This window comes from Mucilaginibacter sp. SJ (assembly GCF_028993635.1).
In the GTDB taxonomy this organism is placed as follows: Bacteria; Bacteroidota; Bacteroidia; order Sphingobacteriales; family Sphingobacteriaceae; genus Mucilaginibacter.
Genome location: NZ_CP118631.1, coordinates 2,183,173 through 2,197,730, shown reverse-complemented (window position 1 = coordinate 2,197,730; position 14,558 = coordinate 2,183,173). Strand labels below are relative to the sequence as shown.

At 42.2% G+C, this 14,558-nt stretch carries 16 protein-coding genes; 10 read left to right on the top strand and 6 right to left on the bottom strand.

The features are described 5' to 3' along the window. The first annotated feature begins 414 nt into the window (after positions 1 to 414). Both MusilaSJ_RS08855 and MusilaSJ_RS08850 read left to right on the top strand, forming a co-directional pair. Positions 415 to 1,272 carry an SDR family oxidoreductase gene (locus MusilaSJ_RS08855; RefSeq protein WP_274989630.1) on the top strand — a complete coding sequence of 286 codons (858 nt, stop codon included), beginning with the start codon at positions 415 to 417 and terminating at the stop codon, positions 1,270 to 1,272. 67 nt (positions 1,273 to 1,339) lie between these two features. After that, positions 1,340 to 1,921 carry a Crp/Fnr family transcriptional regulator gene (locus tag MusilaSJ_RS08850; RefSeq protein ID WP_274989629.1) on the top strand — a complete coding sequence of 194 codons (582 nt, stop codon included), beginning with the start codon at positions 1,340 to 1,342 and terminating at the stop codon, positions 1,919 to 1,921. Here MusilaSJ_RS08850 and MusilaSJ_RS08845 read toward each other — a convergent pair. After that, positions 1,918 to 2,508, bottom strand: a complete 591-nt coding sequence (locus tag MusilaSJ_RS08845; RefSeq protein ID WP_274989628.1) for an HD domain-containing protein — start codon at positions 2,506 to 2,508, stop codon at positions 1,918 to 1,920. The genes MusilaSJ_RS08850 and MusilaSJ_RS08845 overlap by 4 nt on opposite strands. Positions 2,509 to 2,678: 170 nt before the next feature. On the opposite strand from MusilaSJ_RS08845, the gene MusilaSJ_RS08840 reads away from it, so the two are divergent. Then, entirely contained in the window at positions 2,679 to 3,119 is a 441-nt protein-coding gene (locus MusilaSJ_RS08840) for a DoxX family protein (RefSeq protein WP_274989627.1), read from the top strand. A 36-nt stretch (positions 3,120 to 3,155) separates the two neighbouring features. Here the strand turns inward: MusilaSJ_RS08840 and MusilaSJ_RS08835 are convergent, their stop codons facing one another. Beyond that, positions 3,156 to 4,025 (bottom strand): helix-turn-helix domain-containing protein, encoded by an 870-nt coding sequence (locus MusilaSJ_RS08835; RefSeq protein ID WP_274989626.1) that lies wholly within the window; start codon positions 4,023 to 4,025, stop codon positions 3,156 to 3,158. 558 nt (positions 4,026 to 4,583) lie between these two features. On the opposite strand from MusilaSJ_RS08835, the gene MusilaSJ_RS08830 reads away from it, so the two are divergent. The 7 genes from MusilaSJ_RS08830 to hmpA all read left to right on the top strand — a co-directional run bounded on the left by MusilaSJ_RS08830 (position 4,584) and on the right by hmpA (position 10,204). Beyond that, the gene (locus MusilaSJ_RS08830) at positions 4,584 to 5,549 is read left to right on the top strand and encodes a sensor histidine kinase (RefSeq protein WP_274989625.1); all 966 of its coding nucleotides are present in this window, start codon (positions 4,584 to 4,586) and stop codon (positions 5,547 to 5,549) included. A gap of 161 nt (positions 5,550 to 5,710) precedes the next feature. Further along, positions 5,711 to 6,118 (top strand): hypothetical protein, encoded by a 408-nt coding sequence (locus MusilaSJ_RS08825; protein WP_274989624.1) that lies wholly within the window; start codon positions 5,711 to 5,713, stop codon positions 6,116 to 6,118. An 11-nt stretch (positions 6,119 to 6,129) separates the two neighbouring features. Next, positions 6,130 to 6,462 (top strand): hypothetical protein, encoded by a 333-nt coding sequence (locus tag MusilaSJ_RS08820; RefSeq protein ID WP_274989623.1) that lies wholly within the window; start codon positions 6,130 to 6,132, stop codon positions 6,460 to 6,462. 20 nt (positions 6,463 to 6,482) lie between these two features. Further along, positions 6,483 to 7,601: a PAS domain-containing sensor histidine kinase gene (locus MusilaSJ_RS08815; RefSeq protein WP_274989622.1), complete on the top strand. Its 1,119-nt coding sequence runs from the start codon at positions 6,483 to 6,485 to the stop codon at positions 7,599 to 7,601. 86 nt (positions 7,602 to 7,687) lie between these two features. Continuing rightward, complete coding sequence (locus tag MusilaSJ_RS08810; RefSeq protein ID WP_274989621.1) at positions 7,688 to 8,125, top strand: RrF2 family transcriptional regulator; 438 nt, start codon at positions 7,688 to 7,690, stop codon at positions 8,123 to 8,125. Between the two features lie 369 nt (positions 8,126 to 8,494). After that, on the top strand, positions 8,495 to 8,881 hold the full coding sequence (locus MusilaSJ_RS08805) for a group III truncated hemoglobin (protein WP_274989620.1): 387 nt from the start codon (positions 8,495 to 8,497) through the stop codon (positions 8,879 to 8,881). 108 nt (positions 8,882 to 8,989) lie between these two features. Next, entirely contained in the window at positions 8,990 to 10,204 is a 1,215-nt protein-coding gene (gene hmpA / locus MusilaSJ_RS08800; protein WP_274989619.1) for an NO-inducible flavohemoprotein, read from the top strand. A 77-nt stretch (positions 10,205 to 10,281) separates the two neighbouring features. Here hmpA and MusilaSJ_RS08795 read toward each other — a convergent pair whose 3' ends face one another. The 4 genes from MusilaSJ_RS08795 to MusilaSJ_RS08780 form a co-directional block, all read right to left on the bottom strand. After that, positions 10,282 to 11,622, bottom strand: a complete 1,341-nt coding sequence (locus MusilaSJ_RS08795; protein WP_274989618.1) for a polysaccharide deacetylase family protein — start codon at positions 11,620 to 11,622, stop codon at positions 10,282 to 10,284. Between the two features lie 471 nt (positions 11,623 to 12,093). Further along, positions 12,094 to 12,648: a carboxymuconolactone decarboxylase family protein gene (locus tag MusilaSJ_RS08790; protein ID WP_274989617.1), complete on the bottom strand. Its 555-nt coding sequence runs from the start codon at positions 12,646 to 12,648 to the stop codon at positions 12,094 to 12,096. A 16-nt stretch (positions 12,649 to 12,664) separates the two neighbouring features. After that, on the bottom strand, positions 12,665 to 13,210 hold the full coding sequence (locus tag MusilaSJ_RS08785; RefSeq protein WP_274989616.1) for a carboxymuconolactone decarboxylase family protein: 546 nt from the start codon (positions 13,208 to 13,210) through the stop codon (positions 12,665 to 12,667). A gap of 74 nt (positions 13,211 to 13,284) precedes the next feature. Beyond that, positions 13,285 to 14,556 carry an MFS transporter gene (locus MusilaSJ_RS08780; protein ID WP_274989615.1) on the bottom strand — a complete coding sequence of 424 codons (1,272 nt, stop codon included), beginning with the start codon at positions 14,554 to 14,556 and terminating at the stop codon, positions 13,285 to 13,287. Between the last annotated feature and the right edge of the window lie 2 nt (positions 14,557 to 14,558).

The following is a 14,558-nucleotide window of genomic DNA, read 5'->3' as shown; positions in this document are numbered from 1 at the left end:
AATGACGTTTAAAATATATTTTAATGATGGTGCGGGCGGGCTGCGTTAGGGATGGGAGCGGATACCAGCCTGTGGCTAATGCCTTGTGCAGTATGAGCATACAGCCCGGGCCGCAGGCAACGCCCATATGCATAAATCAATTTAAAAATACACCCAATAATCAAAAACTTACAATTAGGTCATTTTAAGGACCGAAGGAAACTCATTAATACCTATAAATAACAAATTATAGTTATTAATAATCCCCAATAAGCAGAGCCATCTTGTATAGTGCGCGATTGCTTCGTACCTCGCAATGACGGTTTAATTATATATACCGATTCTCTTGACAAATATCAATTTCCTTCTTATCAAACATCAATGTGCAGGTTATGGCGTCGCGGTAGATTTGTATCAACAAAAGAACGATACAAAATGTCAAAAACAATTTTCATAACCGGAACAAGCACTGGGTTTGGTAAATTAACCACTATAGCTCTTGCAAATGCAGGCCATACCGTAATAGCAGGTATGCGCGGAATAAATGGCAAAAATGAAACTGTAGCCAAAGAGCTTTCAGCCTTGCCAAATGTTGAAGTAGTTGAGGTAGATATTACTGATGATACTTCAGTTAAAGCAGCTTTTAAATATACATTAACCAAATACGGCCATATTGATGTATTGGTGAACAATGCCGCAGTTTCAGGCTTTGGCGTACTGGAAGCTTACTCACTCGATCAAATCAGGCAGATGTTTGAAGTGAATTTTTATGGAACCCTGCGCACCATATTTGCGGTTTTGCCGGGGATGCGTAAAGCTAAAAATGGCCTTATCATCAACATTACATCGGGTGCAAGTGGTCATACCCTGCCGTTCATGATTCCTTATCTTGCATCAAAATTTGGGGTAGAAAGTATTACCGAAGGTTTAAAGGATGAGCTTGCGCGGTTCAACATCGAGAGCGTTAGTATTCAGCCGGGCGTATATCCAACCGAAATGAATAACGGAAGCAAAGCAGGTATCCACGCTGATAAACCGGAAGTTATAGCCGAGTACGGCGAGGCCTCGGCACAGCAATTTAACGCTATGGGCACTGCGCTTTTCAGCAAAATGGCCGAGTTTAACATGGACCCGCAAACTATTGCCGATGGTATATTGAGGCTGGTTGAAATGGAAAAGGGTACCCGCCCGCTGCGTTATCCACTTGATGCCGTAGCGCAGGGTACCGATCAGGAATTTATTGATGCCCGCGCCGCTATCAAAACAAAATGGTTAAGCAAATACACCGCATAACCTAATTATAAAAATATGACCCGAATAAAAGCAAATATCCCCGGATAAAGGAGATATTTGCTTTTATATGTTTGACCAATTTAAAGAATACATCGGCCAGAAAGCAACACTCACCGAAGCCGACTATGCTAAAATTGAAACAGTTTGCATTTTTAAAAAACTCCGTAAAAAGCAGTATTTATTGCAAGAGGGAGATGTTTGGAAGTATAACGCTTTTATAACCAAAGGCTTGGTTCGATTTTACAGCGTTGATGAAAATGGCCGCGAAAACATTGTAAGCTTTGCCAAAGAAAACTGGTGGACCGGCGACCGTGCCAGCCTGCTTACCGGCGAGCCTTCTAAAAATAATATTGATGCTATTGAGGATACAGAACTGATATTGGTTACCAAAACAAACTTCGACAGGCTTTGCCGTGAGATACCGGCTTTTAATGATATGGTTAATGCCATCCTGAACAAAAGTTTCATCACCAGTCAAAACCGCATTCACTCGGCCATTGCTTTTACTGCCGAGCAAAAATACCTTGATTTTGTGCAGAAATATCCTGATCTGTCGGTAAGGGTGCCACAGGCGATGATCGCATCTTACTTAGGCATTACACCCGAAACCTTAAGCCGTGTACGAAAAGAAACTGTAAAGAAACATTAACCCTGAAACTTCATCAGTTCAATGTTTTTCTTTTTCATGGCTTGCAATACCGTTTTACCGTATTTCGTAAAATATTGGTGCTGTTGTAACAGGCTTAAATTAAGGGCATGCCATTCTTTGTCGCTATACTGCTTATCCAAATGTACCTCCCATTCCTGTTTTAAATCATGGGCAAAATCCAGGTAGTTTACAGATGCCAGGTGGTGCATATCGGCATCGCAAATAATTTGCTGGATAAGGTTTTGGGGCGATTGCGGTACTTTGGTGGCTTCAATACAATCCCATACCTGTTGTATAAAATCATTATTATAGTGGTGCTGCATTAAAAAAGTACCGGCAATGATCATGCTGGTGTCTTCATGGCCGTTATAATGATAAAGGTAGCCCGTATCATGAAACCAGGCAGCTATTGTTAAAATGGTTAGTTCCTGCTTTTTTAATTTACAGTGTGCTGCAATTTCTGTTGCTGCGTTAACAACGCCCAATGTATGTTTAAGGTTATGAAAGTACATGGTTGATGGGAGGTTTTCTTCCATCAGCGAGGTGACATAGGCAGCAGCCCTTTTTACTATACTTATTGCAGGCATAAGATTGATGCGATAGTACCCTCACATTCTGTAGAAATTCTGGATAAATGTTAACCGGCCAATCTCTCAACAAAAAGATGACACTTTTATCGTACTTGTGTAAACATGGGATTGTGTATTTCTAAGCGGGCTTTTAAAGCTTTATTTTAGATGCATAATTTGTATATAATATGAAAAACACGCTTCAAATAGCACAGCTTTATTTCCGCTTTGCATTAGGAATAGGCTTCCTGCTACCCGTGGCAGATCGTTTAGGTTTTCTGGGGCCGGCAGGGCAACATTCGGTAAGCTGGGGTAGTTGGGATAATTTTGTAGTTTATACCAACACATTAATGCCTTTTCTGAGTCGCTCAATGGCCGGGGTAATGGGCTTTTTAGCAACAGTTTGTGAGGTTTGTATAGCCATTATGTTTATAGTAGGGCTTAAGATCAGGGCAGCTGCATATGCAAGTTTTGCACTTACATTTACATTTGCCCTGTGCATGACTTTGTTTTTAGGGGTTAAGGCCCCCTTCAGTTATTCGGTTTGGGCCGATAGCGCAGCCAGCTTAATGCTGGCAGGTATATCTACCTATCGCTGGAGTATTGATTTCAAATACGACGAAATGTAATTTGAAACTTAAAAACAATAAGCTTACGATATGCTGTTAAAAAACAGGTAGTAATATTGTGCCCTTTTTCTTAAAATCAGAAAAGCTGATACCGGTAGTGTTTTTAAAAAATTTACTGAAATGGGCCAGGTCACAAAAGCCCAGGTCGTATGCAATTTTTTTCATACAGCTATCAGGATGTATGGCCTGCCGTTTTGCCTCGGCGGCAACCCTTTGCCTGATGTGATGACCGGCCGGCTGGCCAGTTAGCTTTTTTACCACCTCGTTGAGGTAATTGGGGGTTACCGCTAACCTGCTGGCATAGTCGGCAACCATTTTATTCTCCCTGAAGTTTTTATCAAGCAAAGTCATGAAGTTTTGCAGGATGGCAGTATTTCGCGATTGCTTTGGCGCTTGCTCCGAATCCAGCTGGCGTGAAAGATAAATTAGGAAGATCTTGAAATAACGCTTCAATATCTCGGATCGGTAAAGGTTATGCCTGCTGTATTCTTTCAGCATTATTTCGCTGATATCATTCATGTCATTGGCCAGTTCACGGTTTATGGTGATGATCTGCGTTTGGTTAAACATTTGATAAATGGGGCTGTATACAGGCTCCTTGCCGTAATCTTCTATATCTAAAAACGAATCGGTGAACGAGATGACAAACCCCTGTAAGCTGCTGCTAAATTTAAGATTGTGCAGCCGGCCGGGCTTGATCAATAATAATTGATTGGGGGTAACAGCTTCTTTTTGCAAATTAAGCCTGTAGGAACCGTTGCCGGCTGTTATCCAAATCAGCATAAAATAATCGTTAGGAAGGTCAATACCGTTTTCTTTGATCCACTCAATGGTATGGATCTTAAAAGGAAGGCAACGGGATGCTTTGTCAAAGTGTAGCGGTGTAAAATCGTTGGCTTGTTTCATGGTTGCTTAGTTTAAAGCTTATAATACATCCACCGCAACTCCAATTTCGTGCCGTTGTTTTTATTTTGTTGATAGTCAGTTACTTGGTAATTTTTTCGACGCTGCTTCTTAACGAAATATCATTATATTCCTGATAGGAAAGCGAAATATCGTCCTTATATATCCTTAACCGCCTAAGCCAGGTACTATCGCCGGCAAAAGGAGCAGCGCGCCGATATGTTTAAGCTAATTAATAGCTATTGAAAAAACATTTGCTATCCAGGAAATGAGATGCCAATATTTGGTCCTGCGTCAGCCATCCTACATTCACAAATAAAAGAGCTTGAAACTGGGGAGTCTGATGCTTAATGTTTGATTGTTAATTATATAGATTAATATTTGCTTTTGTTGTAAGGTGGTAAACACAATACATAATTCATACATCAAAATCCATATTTAATACATCGGTGAGGTTTAGGCAGCATATTATTTTTATAAGTTGAATTTGAGGGCATGTTTATTTGAGTATAAGCATGTGAACAGGATTTTGGTTTAGGCCGGTAATAAAAATAATACCAAGTGAATATCAATTTAAGCTTATCCCGGTTTTATTGCAAGCTGACACTAACAGGCTTTTTGCTTTTGATATCCACAAACTCGCCGGCGAAGCGGTACGATCATATCCTCCAGGGCGTTTTGTGGGCAAAAAGTAATTTATTTTTTATTAGATGGGATCTTATAATTGTCGGCATTGTGGCCTTGCTTATCGTTTTGGGGGGTGCTTATGTTGGTTATTGGCAAAAGCAACTAAACAACAAACGGTTGCAGCTAAAAGAGAAGAAGATCAGCGAGCAAAATCAAATGCTGCAGCATTTAACCGCGGATAAAAACCGCCTGCTTGATGAAAAGGACTGGTTATTGAAGGAGGTGCATCACCGGGTAAAAAATAACCTGCAAATAGTGATGAGCCTGCTTAACACCCAATCGGCATTTTTAAAAAATAACGCGGCGCTTGCCGCCATCCGTGAAAGCCAGAACCGTGTACAGGCTATAGCCCTCATTCATCAAAAATTATACAGCAGCTCAAACGTAGCCTTTATTGATATTGCTGTTTACATCAACGAACTGGTTAATTATCTTGCCGATTGTTACGACGCTCATGAACGGGGAATCAGGTTTGAACAGCAAATTGAACGTGTTAAAATGGATGTTGCCCAGGCCGTACCTGTTGGCCTCATGCTCAATGAAGCTATTACCAATGCTATTAAGTATGCTTTTCCGCACAGGCGTGGCTATATAAATATCTCGCTTGGCACACTTGATGATAATAATATCATGTTGAGCATTGCCGATAACGGTATCGGCCTGCCACAGGGTTTTGATATTAAAGAAGCGTCGTCATTAGGTATGGAAATGATGAAGGCCCTGAGCAAACAGCTTGGCGGGAATTTTAAAATGGAAAATAACGAGGGCGTGGCAATAACCCTGGTTTTCCGTGCAGAAAAGAATTTCGGGAATATCGAAAATGAATACTATCCTATATAGTATTAACGCCCCATTTGTCTTGGGCCATATGTAATTTGTACTACTGAAACCATAATTAGTACATTGATTTCGGGTATCTCCGGCCCGAATTTTACATTGTTAAATAACAGTTAATAATTAAGCATTAATTAATTGTGCGATAAACGTGTAAGCCCTCCGCTATGAAAAAGTTTGTTTGTTTGGCAGTAGCCTTCTTTACAAGTGTGTTGATGTTTATAGCAACAGGTTTATTTATTAAGCTTAACACAAGTTTGATGGAACGGCTGGTGCCCGCCAGGTTTTTCATAATCGTGCTTTATAGCATATGTTCATTGAAATTCGCTTTGCTGGTTATTATGCTTATGCCGGACAAACCCTTGCTTAGGCAAACAAGCATAGGTTTTATATCGGCCGATATGTTTTTACTGCTACTGGGTAGTGTCACCGATTTGACAATAAGCGTATCTGTATCGCTTATTACAATACAGGCATTACTCCTGCTTTTTTACATGGCTTTGCAAGGTCATTTATGGCTTTATAGGGCCAATACAAACACTATTGAAAATGAATTGATGGCATCACCTATTTAATGAATGACAATATGCATTACGATGATGAACAATTGATAAACCTCATTATTGATCTGCAGGAGCGGGGCTTTAATCTCGATTTTGTAATTGAGAATGAATATATCAGGTGTTTACAATACAATGAGTTGATCTCGCCCGATGATTTTGAGATCATGGAGAGCTATCACTGCCAATCATCCGGAGCAAATAATGATTGCAGTTTGGTGTATGCCATCCGGTTAATGAACCATGACATGAACGGCATATTGATGAGTGATTACAGGGCATACATTAAAGGGATGTCATTAAGCTTATGGTCAAAATTTAATAATGTGATTAGGTTAAATCTATCAGTAATAAAATAAAATTTAAGAAAAACATCCAAATGAACAGGGAAATCAGAAATATGGAAAGCCGGGCGGGGTTAATGCCTGAACACACCATAGGAGCAGCATACATAGGCAATTGGAAAATCCAGCTCCGGTTAAATAAGGTGTCTTTTTGCCCGCGGATGCGCAAGATGCTTGAGCTATCAAAGGGATATGATGAAAATATCGAAGCACTTTTTGGGCTGGTTAAACCCGGGCAGTTGAGCGGGCTTATCCATGAGTTTAAGGTTGCCTGCTTTAATGGTACCAAATTTGAAAAGCAGGTGCAAATTGTAACCCCATCCGGTACCGAAAAATGGATTCGGCTTACAGGTGTTTTGTACTCACGCAGGTGGGGCGCTGCCGAACAAATGATTGGTACCATTGAAGATGTTACCCAGAAAGTTAACGAGGAATGCCTGAGCCTGGCTATTGTAAATCATGAACTGCGCGCACCTTTAACTATTATAAAGCTCAATACCCAGTTTTTAATTAACCACCTTGCGCTCAGCATTAATAAACAACCGGTAAGGTTATTGAACATGGTTGATCAGCATATTAACGGGATGACCAAACTGATTGATGAATATTTATCACCATCAACCGGCGAGGACAGATCAGCACAGCTTAATTATAGCTTGTTTGATATTAACGACCTGGTTGATACAGTGCTTGGTGAAATGAGGATCCTTTATCCCGGCCACCGCTTTTGTAAATATCCCACTGCCGATAGCATTTTGGTTAGGGGAGATAAATACAAGATCATCCAGGTGCTGATCAATTATTTAACCAACGCCGCCAGGTTTTCGCCGCCATGCTCACACATTAACATTAGTATAGACTGTAACGAAAATGATGTTGAAGTATCGGTGCATGACGAGGGGATAGGGATTAATGAGGAAAACAGCCAGGCGCTGTTCCAGAAGTTTTATCAGTGCAATCAAAAATCGGTAAGGCAAAAAAACAGCAAAGGCCTGGGTTTATACATTGTGAAAAACATTATCCAAAAACACGGCGGTACAGTAAAGGCCGAAAACGGAAAGGACGGAGGCGCGATATTTTCTTTTAGCCTGCCGCTTAACCAGCAAAATAAATTTAACGCCACCGGTCAGGAAGCGATAAAACTAATGGCTTAAACTGTCAGGCTTAAGTAAAGGAAACAATAAAAGATATTTATATCTTTTATTGTTGGTTGAAATAATTACTTTTGCTTTATAAAGCAATGGGAATATTTTCAAAAACATGTGAGTATGCGGTAAGGGCGGTATTTTTTATAGCCCAGCGCACCGCCGACGGCAGTAGGGTTGGCATAAAGGAAATAGCCGTAAACATTGATTCGCCTGAGCATTTCCTGGCTAAAATACTTCAGGATTTAAGTAGAAGAGGAATCATTCAATCGGTAAAAGGACCCAATGGCGGTTTTTACCTTGATGCGCAAAGCCTGGCCCGCCCGCTATCAGATGTAATAGAAGCGGTTGATGGCGGCGGTATATTCAGGGATTGTGGTTTAGGGTTAAAGGAATGTTCGTCAAAAAATCCCTGCCCGTTGCATCATGATTTTTTAGACGTGAGGAACCGCTTGCAAAACATGCTTGAATCTGTTACCATAAGCCAGTTCAATGAAGATCTGAACCTCGGAATTGTAGTACTGAAAAAATAAACCCCGCCCGCCCGGAAGATTTAAGGAGCGGTCAAAGCACCAGGTTTAATGAATTAAATAAAAGAGAATGTTGAAATGGTTAATTAAAGGATAAAAAGGTATTAATATATTATATGAAAGTCAAATTAATGCCCCAAAGAAATTCGATGGGCTTTGTAATATGAAAAAGCGGAAGACTTACGAAGTTTCAAAAGCTTCGTAAGTCTGGATTCTGCAACTTGTCACAAATAACCGGTTGAAGCACGGTAGATAGTCCTTTAAGCGCCATTCTTAGACCGCGTTACACTGGCAAGCTTTTTTCTGCTCAATGGAATAATAATTGTGATGGTTGCTATTAAATAGCTTGTATTTCAACAAAATAAACAACTAATGAACGATATAGAAGATCTAACCTCAATTAAAATACTGGTTGATGAATTTTACACCAGGGTGCGCCTCGATGGGCTATTGGAGCCCGTTTTTGCTGAAGTTATAAAAAACGACTGGCAGCCGCACCTTGATAAAATGTACGCTTTCTGGAATGCTGCATTGTTTGGCGTTGCTGGTTTCAGGGGCAATCCCTTTGCCAAACATGCACCCTTGCCTATAAATGACGAGCATTTTAACCGCTGGCTGGAGCTGTTTACCCAAACGGTTGATGCACATTTTGCCGGGCCCATGGCTGATGATGCCAAGAACAGGGCAGGCCTGATGGCGGTAATGTTTCAGAGTAAGCTGGCTAATATGAAAGGTGGGGCGGGTAGGACTATCGTGTAGTTATCCGGAACATACTAACACGCGATACTTCCGGGAGTTAACGAAAAAAGGCTGGTAGTTGCAATTCTGCTACAGCCGCACAATTAATTATAAATATATATTGTTAAAATGACGATCACAAAAGAACAAAAAGAGTTGATTAAGGCCACAGTGCCTGTATTGAAAGAGCATGGAGTGTTGTTAACTACTCATTTTTACAACCGGATGTTTACCCATAACCCCGAGCTTAAAAATGTGTTTAACATGGGCAACCAGCAAAATAGCAAACAACAAACGGCCCTGGCCATGGCTGTACTGGCTTATGCCGAGCATATTGAAAACCCCGGCGTGTTGATGCCTGTACTTGACGGCATTGGGCAAAAACATACAAGTTTGGATATAAGACCCGAGCATTATGCTATTGTTGGCGGTCACCTGATTGCCTCAATCAGCGAAGTATTAGGCGATGCAGCTACACCCGAACTGCTCGAAGCATGGACTGTTGCTTACAATCAGCTGGCCGCTATTATGACTGGCCATGAACAAAACCTTTACAGTAAACAAGTGGCTAAAAAAGGTGGCTGGACAGGCTGGAGGCCATTTGTGGTAAAACAGAAAGTAAAAGAATCGGCAGAGATCATTTCCTTTTACCTTTATCCCGCGAACGGTGGAGCGGTACCGGATTTTACGCCCGGTCAGTTTTTAAGCGTGCGTTTGTTTTTGCCGGAGCTTAACCTGTTGCAACCCCGTCAGTACAGTATCTCAAGCGCGCCTAATGGCGAGTATTATCGTATTTCGGTAAAACGCGAAGCTGGAACTGCATTGCTTGCCGATGGCATGATCAGCAACCGCCTGCATAATTTTGTTAATGAAGGTGATATCATCGAAGTATCGGCACCGGCAGGGGGATTTGTATTAAATGGCGACGGCGATCATCCGATAGTTTTTATAAGTGGGGGCGTTGGTCAAACGCCGTTAATGAGCATGATGGAAAGCCTGATTAAAAGCGGCAGCAAACGACCAAAAACATGGGTTCACGGTTGCCGGGATAAAAATGTGCATGCTTTTAAAGAAGTTATTGAACACTGGGAAGGTAAAAACGAGGAAGTTAAGAAGCACATTTTTTATAATGAGGTTGAAGAAGGAACTTCTGATGACTTATATGAAGGCTGGGTTGACCTGAACCAACTGAGCGATGAGATATTTGAGCCAAATACTGAATATTACATTTGCGGACCGGCTGGCTTTATTGAACTGCATTACCGCGAACTGGTAAAAAAAGGCATCGATAAGCAACTGATCCATTTTGAAGAGTTCGGCCCGCAAACTTTGCAGCTGAACTAAAAGCAATTGTTAATTGGTGCTGAAGCAGGCTATTTTATCAAAAACTACTTCAGCACCAATTAAACTATCCAATATAATTATCCCTTCTTTAGTGTTACTATGCCTTCATTTGGCTGAGCCTGATAGAGTACATAGGTACCGTGCTGATCTTTAGCTGTGTTAATCTTTTTGCTTTTTGAGCCCTGGGTCACGGTTGCGCTTGTCCAGCCTGGTGATACATAGGTTTTGAGCGTTAATGGCAGATAATACATTTTGCCATCAAGGTTATGGCTTACTTTTACCCGTATCGTGTTCCCTGTAGTTGAAGCATCGGCTTTGCCATGTTCACGCTCGCGCATATAACGGGTAACATCGCCAAAGGTGGCTACCCAAAGTTTATCGTTTTTGCTTTTGATATATTGAAAATATTCATCGAGCAGAGTACTGGGCAGGGCCTCATAACCCATACCATCAATGCCATGGAATACCAGTACCAGCCAGGTGTTGCTATGGTTTAGTGTAGTGTCAACCCAAAGTTTCATCATTGGCAGCGGTGTTTTGGTGGTAGCGCCGCGTTGCCATTGAATATAATCTTTATCTGTAGAGCCGGGTGTTTGTTTGCTGGCGCGATCAATTTCCTTTAGCCAGGGTTCGGGCATGCGGTTGCGCAAGGCCGGATAAGTTTTCAGGGCATAGCTCATTACCCGGTCGTTTTCAAAACCATACGGACACTCGGCCGAAAAGGTATGTTTAGGGCCAAGTTGGGCCAGTATATCGGTCTTACTCTTTTCCAGTTCCCAAAGCAGATTTGGCTCATCAAGCCCCGGCATGCTGGGGTGAGTAATGGAATGACTGGCAAATTCATAACCTTTGGCTGCGTCTTTTCTGAAATCATCCCAGGTTGAACCTATGGATTGTTTAAACTCGTCGTTTGGCTCGTACCCACGTTTCAATTCCCCGTTGCGGGCTTTGGCATATATATCATCAAGTACCTTAAAAGCTTTTTCTTTTTTGCCGCTATCATATAAACTCCCTGCTTGTGTATGTGAAGCGATGGTACCCATATAACCTAAATATCCGGCAGCAGAGCATCGCTCAAAAAAGTTCTGGTCGTTAGTTGGCACCGTTGCTGATTCTTTAATAATATCCTTTACCGGGCGGCCAATAAATTTTCCATGATATTTGGATCCGGGTATGGAACCTGTAATAATGAAAAAGGTGGCCGGCATTTTAAGGCGTTCCATAACAGGCAGGGCTTTTCTGAACTGGTTCATAGAGCCGTCATCATAAGTAAGGGAAACGGCCCCGGTTTTACCGTATTGCCATTTTGTTATTTCGGTTGTGCCGGGCTTGGTTTGAGCATTGCTTTGCAAGCCTTGCAGACCAATGAGTGCTGTGAGCAGCAGGGTTTTAACTGGTTTATGATTGGTGGTAAGCATAACTAAAATTAACTTTTTAAATTAATTTACAAAGTAATATTGCTGTTTCAATTGGCTGGTTATGAGGGGCCATTTTAAATTATATGCTATAATAAAAAAGAGGTTGTATCATAAACCAATTGACCGCCCTTGGTGTTATGCTATCGATAAATTGAAATTTGCCCGTTAATATTTATACAAAAGGGGGTTAACACTTTTTTGTATAAAAAACGATTAATTGTCTGATTATTAAATATATATGTAAGTGTTAACCCTAAATTCTGTTAACCCTGTTAACCCCCCTTTGTTAGTAAATACAAGCCAAGCTATATATCGCTTATTAACTGAATAAGTAAAAAAATGAGGCTGATTTTGATTTGTGATACACCCTCATAATGTATTCTAAGTCAGAGGATAGAACTGCGATTAATAACAAAAAAAACGGCCCGAAGTTAAAAACTCCGGGCTGTGGGCGTGATAAAGCAGTAGGTATTAAGCTTTCTTAAAAATGCTTGATATATAGCCAACCTCTGCACGTTCCGGCGCCCGGTCGATATAAATCTGCCTGTCTTGTGGCGCCCATGTGCCCAGTCCATCAACGTATCTGTTAAACATGCAAAAAGCAGCTGCGATCAATACCGTGTCGTGGATCTCCTTATCATCGGCCCCTTCCGCGCGGGCCGCTTCAATTTGTTCCGTAGTTACATGTTTACCTCCTTTTTGTACGCTGCTTGCGATGGCTAACAGCGCTTTCATTTTCGGCGCAAGATCAGTCGCCGAAAAATTAACCTTGATGGCATCTATCTCGTCGATATTGCAGCCGAGATAATGCCCGGCTACTGCGCCGTGCACATTCTGGCAAAAGAAACAATCGTTGAGGTAGGATACATAGGTTGCTATCAGTTCCCGTTCTCCGCGCGATAAGGAGTTGTTATCATCGCGGAGCAATTGCTCGGCGAGGGCATTTAACGGCGCCTCAGTCTCAGGACTGTAAAACATTAAACCGCGGATGCCGGGCAGATCGTTATTTAATTCTATATGTGCCATATCTGGTCAGGTTAAATTAATGTTGAGGTTGTGGTAATACATAACCCTTTGCCATACGTTTACCCATTTCGGCGTAAGCTTCGGGATCGGTAGGGGTAAGGCTTGCAAGCCCATCTACATAGCGGTTAAACATGCTGAAAGCGGCAGCTATCAGTACCGCGTCGTGAATTTCGCGATCAGTAGCGCCTTCTGCACGGGCTGCGTCAACGTCTTCCTGTTTTACTTCTTTACCCAGGATTTGTACTTTGCCCGCAATATTTAGCAGGGCTTTTAGTTTAGCGCTGATGGGCGCTTCGGTCATATCGCGTAAAACTTCGTCAACAATGAGGGCGTTATCCTCATATAAACAACGGGCTGCAGCGGCATGACTGCTGTAACAAAATGTGCAGTTGTTTCGGTATGATACATAGGTGGCTATGAGCTCACGGTCGGCCGGACTTAAGGTTGATTCTCCGCGTAATAACACTTCGGCCAGTTCATACAAATACTGACCGGTTTCGGGCCTGAACATTACCAGCGAACGGATGCCCGGAATGCCTTCGGGTACATTGATGTGTGCCATAATTTTAATTAGTGAATTAGTGAGTTATTGAATTAGTGATTTTTTTAATTTTCTAAGCTTTCGGCTTTAAGCCTTCAGCTTTTTGCTTTTTCCTCGCCTTCGGCTTTCTCCCGTACAAATAATACTACCAGTAAGCCAATTATAAATACCAGTGAAAAGACGAATAGCGAGTTACCATAACCTCCCAGGGTTGATACCAGCACGCCTACAAATAATACTGCTGTAGCTGTAAAAATACGCCCGATGTTGAAGCAAAAGCCTGTTGCAGTTGCTTTGATGCCGGTTGAAAATAATTGGGGGATATAGGCTGATAGTACGCCCTGGCTCGCCCCAAAGAATAAAGCCAGTATTATTATCTCGATATAAACTGCCGCACTGAATGTAGTATTAGTTTTAAACAGGATGAATGACATACCTGCGCAAACCGCGAAACAGATTACCATGGAGCGCCTTATAGATAGTAAATTAACAAGCCATCCTGAAAAGAAACCACCGGTTAAACCACCCATGCCCATACACATCATGCTCAGGCCGCGTTCTTTTGCGGCATCATGGTCGGTAATCAGGCTTTGCACCCAGGTAGGTAGCCACGAAAATATGGCCCATAAACCTATCAGCATTGTACCGAAGGTTAAGGAGCCAACAATAAGCTCGCGGCGATGGCTTTTAGAGAGGAGCTTGTTCAAGGGATTTTCGCGGTTGGCGATATCGTTACGGTAGTTGAGCCAGTTTTCAGATTCATTCAAAACCAGGGCGCCTATCAATGCCAATGCAAGAGGGATCGCCCCGACTAAAAAGCCCGACCGCCATGACGATACAATAAAGTTGATTAGCCCTGCTGAGAAAATACCTATCGGGAAAGCTATAGAAAGAATGCCTATGATCACCGCTTTGCTTTTGGCAGGCCAGACTTCGCTCACCAGCGTTATGGATGTTACCAAAACGCCGCCTACGCCAAAACCGCTGAAAAAGCGGCAACACAGCACGCCCCACCAGGTTGGCATTAACCCGGTTAAAATGGTAAATACGCCATAGCTGCCAATGGCGAGCAGCAGGGCTTTTTTCCGACCCATTTTATCGCTGATTACCCCCCAGGTAAAACCACCAAAGGCCCAGCCGAATATAAAAATGGCATTGATATACCCGCTGATGACGTTGATTTCATTGGCCGGAACGGCACCCTGTAGATCCTTTACCACAACAGGCAAGTAAACCGACATCAGCGTGGAAACAGAACCGCCCAGGGCAGTACTAAAAAAACAGATCACAAACAGCACCACCCTATAGGCGGCGCTGAGGTTTGTTTGAGGTTTTACAACCTGCTCTTCAATTGCTAAAGTGCTCATGT

Bases quoted from the DNA above. Each gene is read 5' to 3' on its own strand.
- MusilaSJ_RS08780 (WP_274989615.1), bottom strand. From the start codon at position 14,556: ATGAGCACTTTAGCAATTGAAGAGCAGGTTGTAAAACCTCAAACAAAC.
- MusilaSJ_RS08820 (WP_274989623.1), top strand. From the start codon at position 6,130: ATGCATTACGATGATGAACAATTGATAAACCTCATTATTGATCTGCAG.
- MusilaSJ_RS08845 (WP_274989628.1), bottom strand. From the start codon at position 2,508: ATGCCTGCAATAAGTATAGTAAAAAGGGCTGCTGCCTATGTCACCTCG.
- MusilaSJ_RS08825 (WP_274989624.1), top strand. From the start codon at position 5,711: ATGAAAAAGTTTGTTTGTTTGGCAGTAGCCTTCTTTACAAGTGTGTTG.
- hmpA (WP_274989619.1), top strand. From the start codon at position 8,990: ATGACGATCACAAAAGAACAAAAAGAGTTGATTAAGGCCACAGTGCCT.
- MusilaSJ_RS08795 (WP_274989618.1), bottom strand. From the start codon at position 11,622: ATGCTTACCACCAATCATAAACCAGTTAAAACCCTGCTGCTCACAGCA.
- MusilaSJ_RS08835 (WP_274989626.1), bottom strand. From the start codon at position 4,025: ATGAAACAAGCCAACGATTTTACACCGCTACACTTTGACAAAGCATCC.
- MusilaSJ_RS08855 (WP_274989630.1), top strand. From the start codon at position 415: ATGTCAAAAACAATTTTCATAACCGGAACAAGCACTGGGTTTGGTAAA.
- MusilaSJ_RS08790 (WP_274989617.1), bottom strand. From the start codon at position 12,648: ATGGCACATATAGAATTAAATAACGATCTGCCCGGCATCCGCGGTTTA.
- MusilaSJ_RS08785 (WP_274989616.1), bottom strand. From the start codon at position 13,210: ATGGCACACATCAATGTACCCGAAGGCATTCCGGGCATCCGTTCGCTG.
- MusilaSJ_RS08810 (WP_274989621.1), top strand. From the start codon at position 7,688: ATGGGAATATTTTCAAAAACATGTGAGTATGCGGTAAGGGCGGTATTT.
- MusilaSJ_RS08815 (WP_274989622.1), top strand. From the start codon at position 6,483: ATGAACAGGGAAATCAGAAATATGGAAAGCCGGGCGGGGTTAATGCCT.
- MusilaSJ_RS08840 (WP_274989627.1), top strand. From the start codon at position 2,679: ATGAAAAACACGCTTCAAATAGCACAGCTTTATTTCCGCTTTGCATTA.
- MusilaSJ_RS08805 (WP_274989620.1), top strand. From the start codon at position 8,495: ATGAACGATATAGAAGATCTAACCTCAATTAAAATACTGGTTGATGAA.
- MusilaSJ_RS08850 (WP_274989629.1), top strand. From the start codon at position 1,340: ATGTTTGACCAATTTAAAGAATACATCGGCCAGAAAGCAACACTCACC.